Consider the following 6,256-nt stretch of genomic DNA (forward strand, 5'->3'; position numbering starts at 1 on the left):
AGCTCAGGGCGACGCGGCGAAACCGCCACAAGAGCGACTGTGCCCGTTCACTGTCCGTTCACCTTTAACAGGGCATTAAGTCACCTTGACTCTTTACCGTCCTACCCGTTGAAAGACCAAAGTGGGAGGACACAACCGTGAAGTATGCAGGCCGGCTCGCCGCGGCCGCCATCGCCGGCGTGCTTTCGCTCGCTGCGTGCGGCACCGATGACAACACCGCCGCCGACAGCGGCGCCACCGCCGGCAGCTCCTCCGCCGCAGCCGGCGGGTTGTCCGGAACCATCAACGCGGCCGGCTCCTCGGCGCAGGCGAACGCGATCGAGGAGTGGAAGAAGGCGTTCCAGTCCGCGAACTCCGGGGTGAGCATCAACTACCAGCCCAGCGGTTCCGGCGCGGGCGTCCAGGCGTTCATCCAGGGCACCGTGGCCTTCGCGGGCTCCGACTCGGCGTTGAAGGACGACAAGGGCGAGCCCGCGCAGGCCGACGCCCGTTGCAAGACCGGCAAGGCGATCAACCTTCCGATGGTCACCGGCCCGGTCGCCGTCGTCTACAACCTTCCGGGTGTCGACGGACTGCAGCTTTCGCCGAAGACGATCGGCGGCATCTTCAACAGCACGATCACCAAGTGGGACGACGCGGCCATCAAGGCCGACAACCCTGACGCCAAGCTGCCCTCCACCCCGATCCAGGCGTTCCACCGCTCGGACGAGTCGGGCACCAGCGACAACTTCACCAAGTTCCTCAAGGCGACCGCCGACTGGCCGTACGAGCCCGCCAAGGCCTGGCCGGCCGAGGCCAAGGGGCAGGGCTCCAAGGGCAGCGACGGCATCGCCTCCTCGGTGAAGACGACCGAGGGCGCGATCAGCTACGTCGAGCTGTCGTACGCGGAGAACTCTCAGCTGCAGAAGGCCAAGGTCGCCAACGGCTCCGGCGAGTTCGTCGAGCTCACCCCGGAGAGCGCGGGCAAGACCGTCGAGGCCGCCGAGATCGCCGGCACCGGCAACGACCTGAAGCTGTCGATCGACTACGCCACCAAGGCGGCGGGCGCCTACCCGATCGTCCTCGTGACGTACGAGATCACCTGCGAGAAGGGTCTGTCCGCCGAGGACGCCAAGCTCGTCAAGTCCTTCCTCACCTACACCGCCAGCGACGAGGGCCAGCAGGCGCTCAGCGGCCTCGGATACGCACCGCTCCCGGCCACCCTGCTGGGCAAGGTCCGCACCGCCGTCGAGGCGATCTCCTAACCCATATGGTCACGTCACCACGTACACGCGAAGGCGGACCGGCCGTGCGCCGGTCCGCCTTCCGGCGCAGCCGCGGCGACGGCCCGTTCCGGTTCGCCTCGACCGGAGCGGGCGTCGTCCTTCTGGGGATCATGGCGGCGATCGGGGTCTTCCTCATCGTCAAGGCGATCCCCGCCCTCCAGGCCAACACCTCGCACTTCCTGACCGAGAAGGTCTGGAACCCCAACGCGGTGCAGCCGGCCTTCGGCATCGGCGCCCTCGCGTTCGGGACCGTGCTCAGCTCGTTCCTGGCGCTGATCATCGCCACCCCGGTCGCGATCGGCGTGGCGCTGTTCATCTCCCACTACGCGCCGAGGCGACTGGCCGCCCTCCTCGGTTACGTCATCGACCTGTTGGCCGCGGTTCCCAGCGTCGTCTACGGCCTCTGGGGCGTCGTCTTCCTGGTGCCCTTCATGCGCGGACCGTCGGAGTTCCTCAACACGTACTTCGCCTGGATCCCGCTGTTCGGCGGCGACCAGGTGGTCGGCAAGTCCATGCTGACCGCCGCGATCGTACTGGCGATCATGATCCTGCCGATCATCGCCGCGATCTCGCGCGAGGTGTTCCTCCAGGCGCCGAAGACACAGGAGGAGGCCGCGCTCGCCCTCGGGGCCACCCGCTGGGAGATGATCAGGATGGCCGTGCTGCCGTTCGGCCGCCCCGGCGTGATCAGCGCCGCGATGCTCGGCCTCGGCCGGGCCATGGGCGAGACGATCGCCGTCGCGCTCATCCTCCCCGCGACCTTCGGGATCTCGTTCGAGATCCTCGGCCCGAACGGCAACAGCATCGCCGCCAACATCGCCAACGGCTTCGGCGAGGCGACCGCCACCGGCCGTGGAGCGCTGATCGCGTCCGGCCTCGTCCTCTTCCTGATCACGCTGGTGGTGAACATGGGCGCCCGTCTGATCATCGCCCGCCGGAAGGAGTTCTCGAGGACATGACCACTGTCCCAACGGGCATCCAGCCCATCTCGACCGGCCGCCGGGTGAAGGACCGCATCGTTCACGTGCTGGTCTACCTGGCATTCGCCATCGCGGTCGTCCCCCTGATATCGGTGCTGTGGCTCGTCATCAAGAACGGCACGCAGCGCTTCGACCTGGAATTCCTCACCCACTCGATGCGCAACATCGGGGCCAGGGACGCCGGAGGCGGCGCGTACCACGCGATCATCGGCACCCTGGAACAGGTGCTTCTCGCCTCGCTCATCGCGGTGCCGATCGGCCTGCTCACCGCCGTCTATTTGGTGGAGTACGGCAGCGGCGGCCGGCTTGCCCGGTCGATCAGCTTCTTCGTGGACGTCATGACCGGCGTCCCATCAGTCGTTTCCGGCCTCTTCGTGCTGGCGTTCTGGATCCTCGCCCTCGGCATGCCGTTCTCCGGGTTCGCGGGCGCCATGGCGTTGTCGATCCTGATGATGCCGGTGGTGGTCAGATCGGCAGAGGAGATGCTGCGCCTCGTGCCGAACGACCTCCGCGAGGCGGCGTACGCGCTCGGGGTCCCGAAATGGCGCACCATCGTCAAGGTCGTGCTGCCCACCGCGTTCACCGGCATCGTGACCGGCGTGATGCTCGCCGTCGCCCGCGTCGCCGGCGAGACGGCCCCGCTGCTGCTCACCGTCTTCTTCACCGACTCCATCAACAACGACCCGTTCAACGGGCCGCAGATGGGTCTTCCCCTGTACGTCTTCGACCAGGCGGGACGGCCGACCGACACCGCGATCGACCGCGCGTGGACCGGAGCGCTCACCCTGATCCTGATCGTCATGCTGCTCAACCTGGTGGCGCGCCTCATCGCGTGGTGGCGCTCGCCCGCGAAGAGAGGGTCTTAGGACATGGCCAAGCAGATCGAGGTCGCCGGACTCGACGCCTACTACGGAGCGCACAAGGCCATCGAGGACATCACGATGACCATCGAGCCGCGCGCGGTGACGGCGTTCATCGGGCCTTCAGGGTGCGGCAAGTCCACGTTCCTTCGGACGCTCAACCGCATGCACGAGGTCATCCCCGGCGCCCGCGTCGAAGGAAAGGTCCGCCTGGAGGACCAGGACCTCTACGGTCCCGACGTCGACCCGGTGTCCGTACGCCGGACCATCGGCATGGTGTTCCAGCGGCCCAACCCGTTCCCGACGATGTCGATCTACGACAACGTCGCCGCCGGCCTCCGGCTCAACGGGCGGTTCTCCAAGTCCGAGCTCGACGGCATCGTCGAGAACTCCCTCAAAGGAGCCAACCTCTGGAAGGAGGTCAAGGACCGCCTCCACAAGCCCGGATCCGGCCTCTCCGGCGGCCAGCAGCAGCGCCTCTGCATCGCCCGTGCCATCGCCGTACGCCCTCAGGTCCTGCTGATGGACGAGCCGTGCTCGGCCCTCGACCCGATCTCCACGCTCGCGATCGAAGACCTCATCTCGTCGCTGAAGCGCGACTACACGATCGTGATCGTGACGCACAACATGCAGCAGGCCGCCCGCGTCAGCGACAAGACCGCGTTCTTCAACCTGGCGGGACAGGGCCAGCCCGGGAAGCTCGTCGAGATGGACGAGACCTCCAGGATCTTCACCAATCCCGGCCAGAAGGCGACCGAGGACTACATCACCGGCCGTTTCGGCTGATCCAGGATCTGGACGGAACGAAACCAGCACACACGGAACTTAAGCAGAGCGGAAGGGGAGGCATCGGGGTGACGCTACCCGCGGTGGAGGGGGACACTCGGTCTGCGCCCATACTCCTGGTGGCCGATCCGGACAGCGACCTAATCCGGCAACTCGCGGCCGCGCTCGAACCCGAAGGCGTCGAGGTGACCGGCGTGGCCGACGGCGCACAGGCACTGCTCCAGGCGGGCGCCCTCCAGCCCGACGCCGTCCTGATCAGTGCCTCCCTCCCCATCATCGGCCCGCTCGACTTCGTCCGTGCCGTACGCCTCGATCGAGCCGTACCGGTCCTGCTCGGCATCGACTTCGGCAGCGATGCCGAGCAGGCCGTACACGCTCTCGCGGCAGGTGCGACGGCCTGCGTGGCCCGCCCGTACCGCGTTCTCGAGCTGCTCCCCCTCGTCCAGGCCGCCTTCCGCCGCCAGGAGATCGACCGGGCCGTCCTGGTGATCGGAAATGTGGAACTCGATGTCACGGCCTACCAGGTCAAGGTCGGCGGGAAGATCGTTCATCTTCCTCTGCGGGAGTTCGAGCTCCTGCACTACCTGATGCGCAACGCCGACCGTACGGTGACACGCGACCAGATCATGCGCAACGTCTGGCACTCGGCCGACACCATGTCCACGAACACCATCGCCGTCCACGTGAAACGGCTACGGGCTCGGCTCGGCGACGTTGACGACAGGATGATCCAGACCGTCCGCGGCGTCGGCTATCGCCTCGTCTCCAGCTGAACTTCCTCTCGGACTCCAGGCTGGTGGGGCTCGCGGGCCCTGCGGTGAGGCATAACGATGGCCGGCCGTCCACGCTCGGGGCTGAGCGCCGCTACTCGGTGGACCGCCGGATCATGCGGCGCAGTCGGCCGGGGCGACGAGGCGGGCGAATGTCCACACTGCCACCGGCGATCTCGCCGGCCACAATGACCCGATGGACGATCGGCACGTCCGGCGGTGCGTCCTTGGCGGACCGGTCGCGCACGGATCCGCCGAGCATACTCACCTCATTGGCGTCCACGGCATAGCCCGGCGGGACGATGATGCGCAGCGATCCTCCACGCATGCGCACGTTCACCTCGGTCGTCGTACCCGCGACCGTCGCGCGGGTGAAGTCGAGGAGCACCGAGCCTCCACGCATGTCCAGATCCAGCCTCTTCGGGACGATCCAGGCACCCTCATATCTGACACTGCCGCCGACCCGCTTGACGTGCACGACATCTTTGGGCTGTACCGGCGGAGCGGCGAGCGCGTGGTTCAGGGTGGCGAGCGTGCCCGAGCCGTACCCTGGCAGATCACCCAGCAGCGGCGCCAGGTCAGCGTAAGTTCGGGCGGCGAAGGCCGCCTCCAGCCGCTCTTCGAGCTCTTCCATGGTCAGCCGACCGTCCCCGGCGGCCACCCGCAACGCATCGGCGACACGGTCGCGATCCTCATGTGAGACCCGCATCTCCTTTGGGTCTCTCGGCTCCATCGGCGTCGGCAGGCTCATGATCGGCACGATATTGCATCCACGGGGTATCGGTCACTCTCAAGTCCCCGGCCAATCGTTCGCTCCAACCCTTGCCGCTCCACCCGACTTGCGAGGGCGCGCACGGGCGAGCGCCATAGGCGTGCGCAGAGCTAAAGCCCGTAGGCGCTGCTGCCAGACCTGGGCCCGTAGGCGCTGCGTAGGGCTGAGGTCCGTAGGCGCTGCGGCGGGGGCTGCTCCGGCCGGCCGTGATAGTTGCACCCCAGTGATGCCGCTCCCGCGGCCATCGCGGGCGCGGTGGTACATGGCACGGTCATGCGCCGGCCTCCGCAACCCCCGCCTCCGCGCCAACCTCTCCCGCCGCACCCCGGCAACACCAACCACGACCGATCCGGGCCCCCCTCGCGTCCCTCCACAACAGCAACACGACCAACAGCAGAGGCACCCCGTCCACGCCATCGCCGCCTACGCCACCGCCCTGCCAGGCGTCACCACCGGCGGTTTCGCTACCTCCGGCCCCTTATGAACCGCACGGCTCCCCGCACCACCGGCAGCAACTGTGAGCCTCCCAGAGAAAACGAAGAACAAGCCCCCGAAGACGCCAGAACAACAGAGACCGCAGGCACAACCCCCCAAAACAAAAAGGGGCCCCACCAGGCCCCTCACCCCGACGCCCCAGCCGCCCGGCAAGACACACCGCCAACCAAACCCGGCGAACGCCGCCCCGACAACCGGAACATAATCGGAAAGCGCTTACCCAGCAAGGCATAAAAAAAGAGAGAGGGCCACCCAAACAAGGGTGACCCTCTCCCACAAAAATTGTCCGGCGGCGTCCTACTCTCCCACACCGTCCCCAGTGCAGTAC

The 6,256-nt window shown here is 67.3% G+C and carries 6 protein-coding genes; 5 read left to right on the forward strand and 1 reads right to left on the reverse strand.

All coding sequences use genetic code 11. The features are described from left to right. Positions 1-137: 137 nt before the first annotated feature. From pstS to IMZ11_RS28660, 5 genes are all read left to right on the forward strand, one after another. On the forward strand, positions 138-1,244 hold the full coding sequence (gene pstS, locus IMZ11_RS28640; RefSeq protein ID WP_228645561.1) for a phosphate ABC transporter substrate-binding protein PstS: 1,107 nt from the start codon (positions 138-140) through the stop codon (positions 1,242-1,244). A gap of 5 nt (positions 1,245-1,249) precedes the next feature. Then, the gene (gene pstC, locus IMZ11_RS28645) at positions 1,250-2,224 is read left to right on the forward strand and encodes a phosphate ABC transporter permease subunit PstC (protein WP_061255204.1); all 975 of its coding nucleotides are present in this window, start codon (positions 1,250-1,252) and stop codon (positions 2,222-2,224) included. After that, complete coding sequence (gene pstA / locus IMZ11_RS28650; protein ID WP_228645562.1) at positions 2,221-3,111, forward strand: phosphate ABC transporter permease PstA; 891 nt, start codon at positions 2,221-2,223, stop codon at positions 3,109-3,111. Before pstC ends, pstA begins: the two co-directional genes overlap by 4 nt. A 3-nt stretch (positions 3,112-3,114) precedes the next feature. Continuing rightward, positions 3,115-3,891 (forward strand): phosphate ABC transporter ATP-binding protein PstB, encoded by a 777-nt coding sequence (pstB, locus tag IMZ11_RS28655; protein ID WP_061255206.1) that lies wholly within the window; start codon positions 3,115-3,117, stop codon positions 3,889-3,891. A 119-nt stretch (positions 3,892-4,010) separates the two neighbouring features. Beyond that, positions 4,011-4,664, forward strand: a complete 654-nt coding sequence (locus IMZ11_RS28660) for a response regulator transcription factor (RefSeq protein WP_228645563.1) — start codon at positions 4,011-4,013, stop codon at positions 4,662-4,664. Between the two features lie 91 nt (positions 4,665-4,755). Here the strand turns inward: IMZ11_RS28660 and IMZ11_RS28665 are convergent, their stop codons facing one another. Then, positions 4,756-5,412, reverse strand: coding sequence for a DUF1707 domain-containing protein (locus tag IMZ11_RS28665; protein WP_228645564.1), 657 nt, complete (start codon positions 5,410-5,412; stop codon positions 4,756-4,758). Between the last annotated feature and the right edge of the window lie 844 nt (positions 5,413-6,256).

The sequence above is a fragment of the Microtetraspora sp. AC03309 genome (assembly GCF_020826795.1).
In the GTDB taxonomy this organism is placed as follows: domain Bacteria; phylum Actinomycetota; class Actinomycetes; order Streptosporangiales; family Streptosporangiaceae; genus Microtetraspora; species Microtetraspora glauca.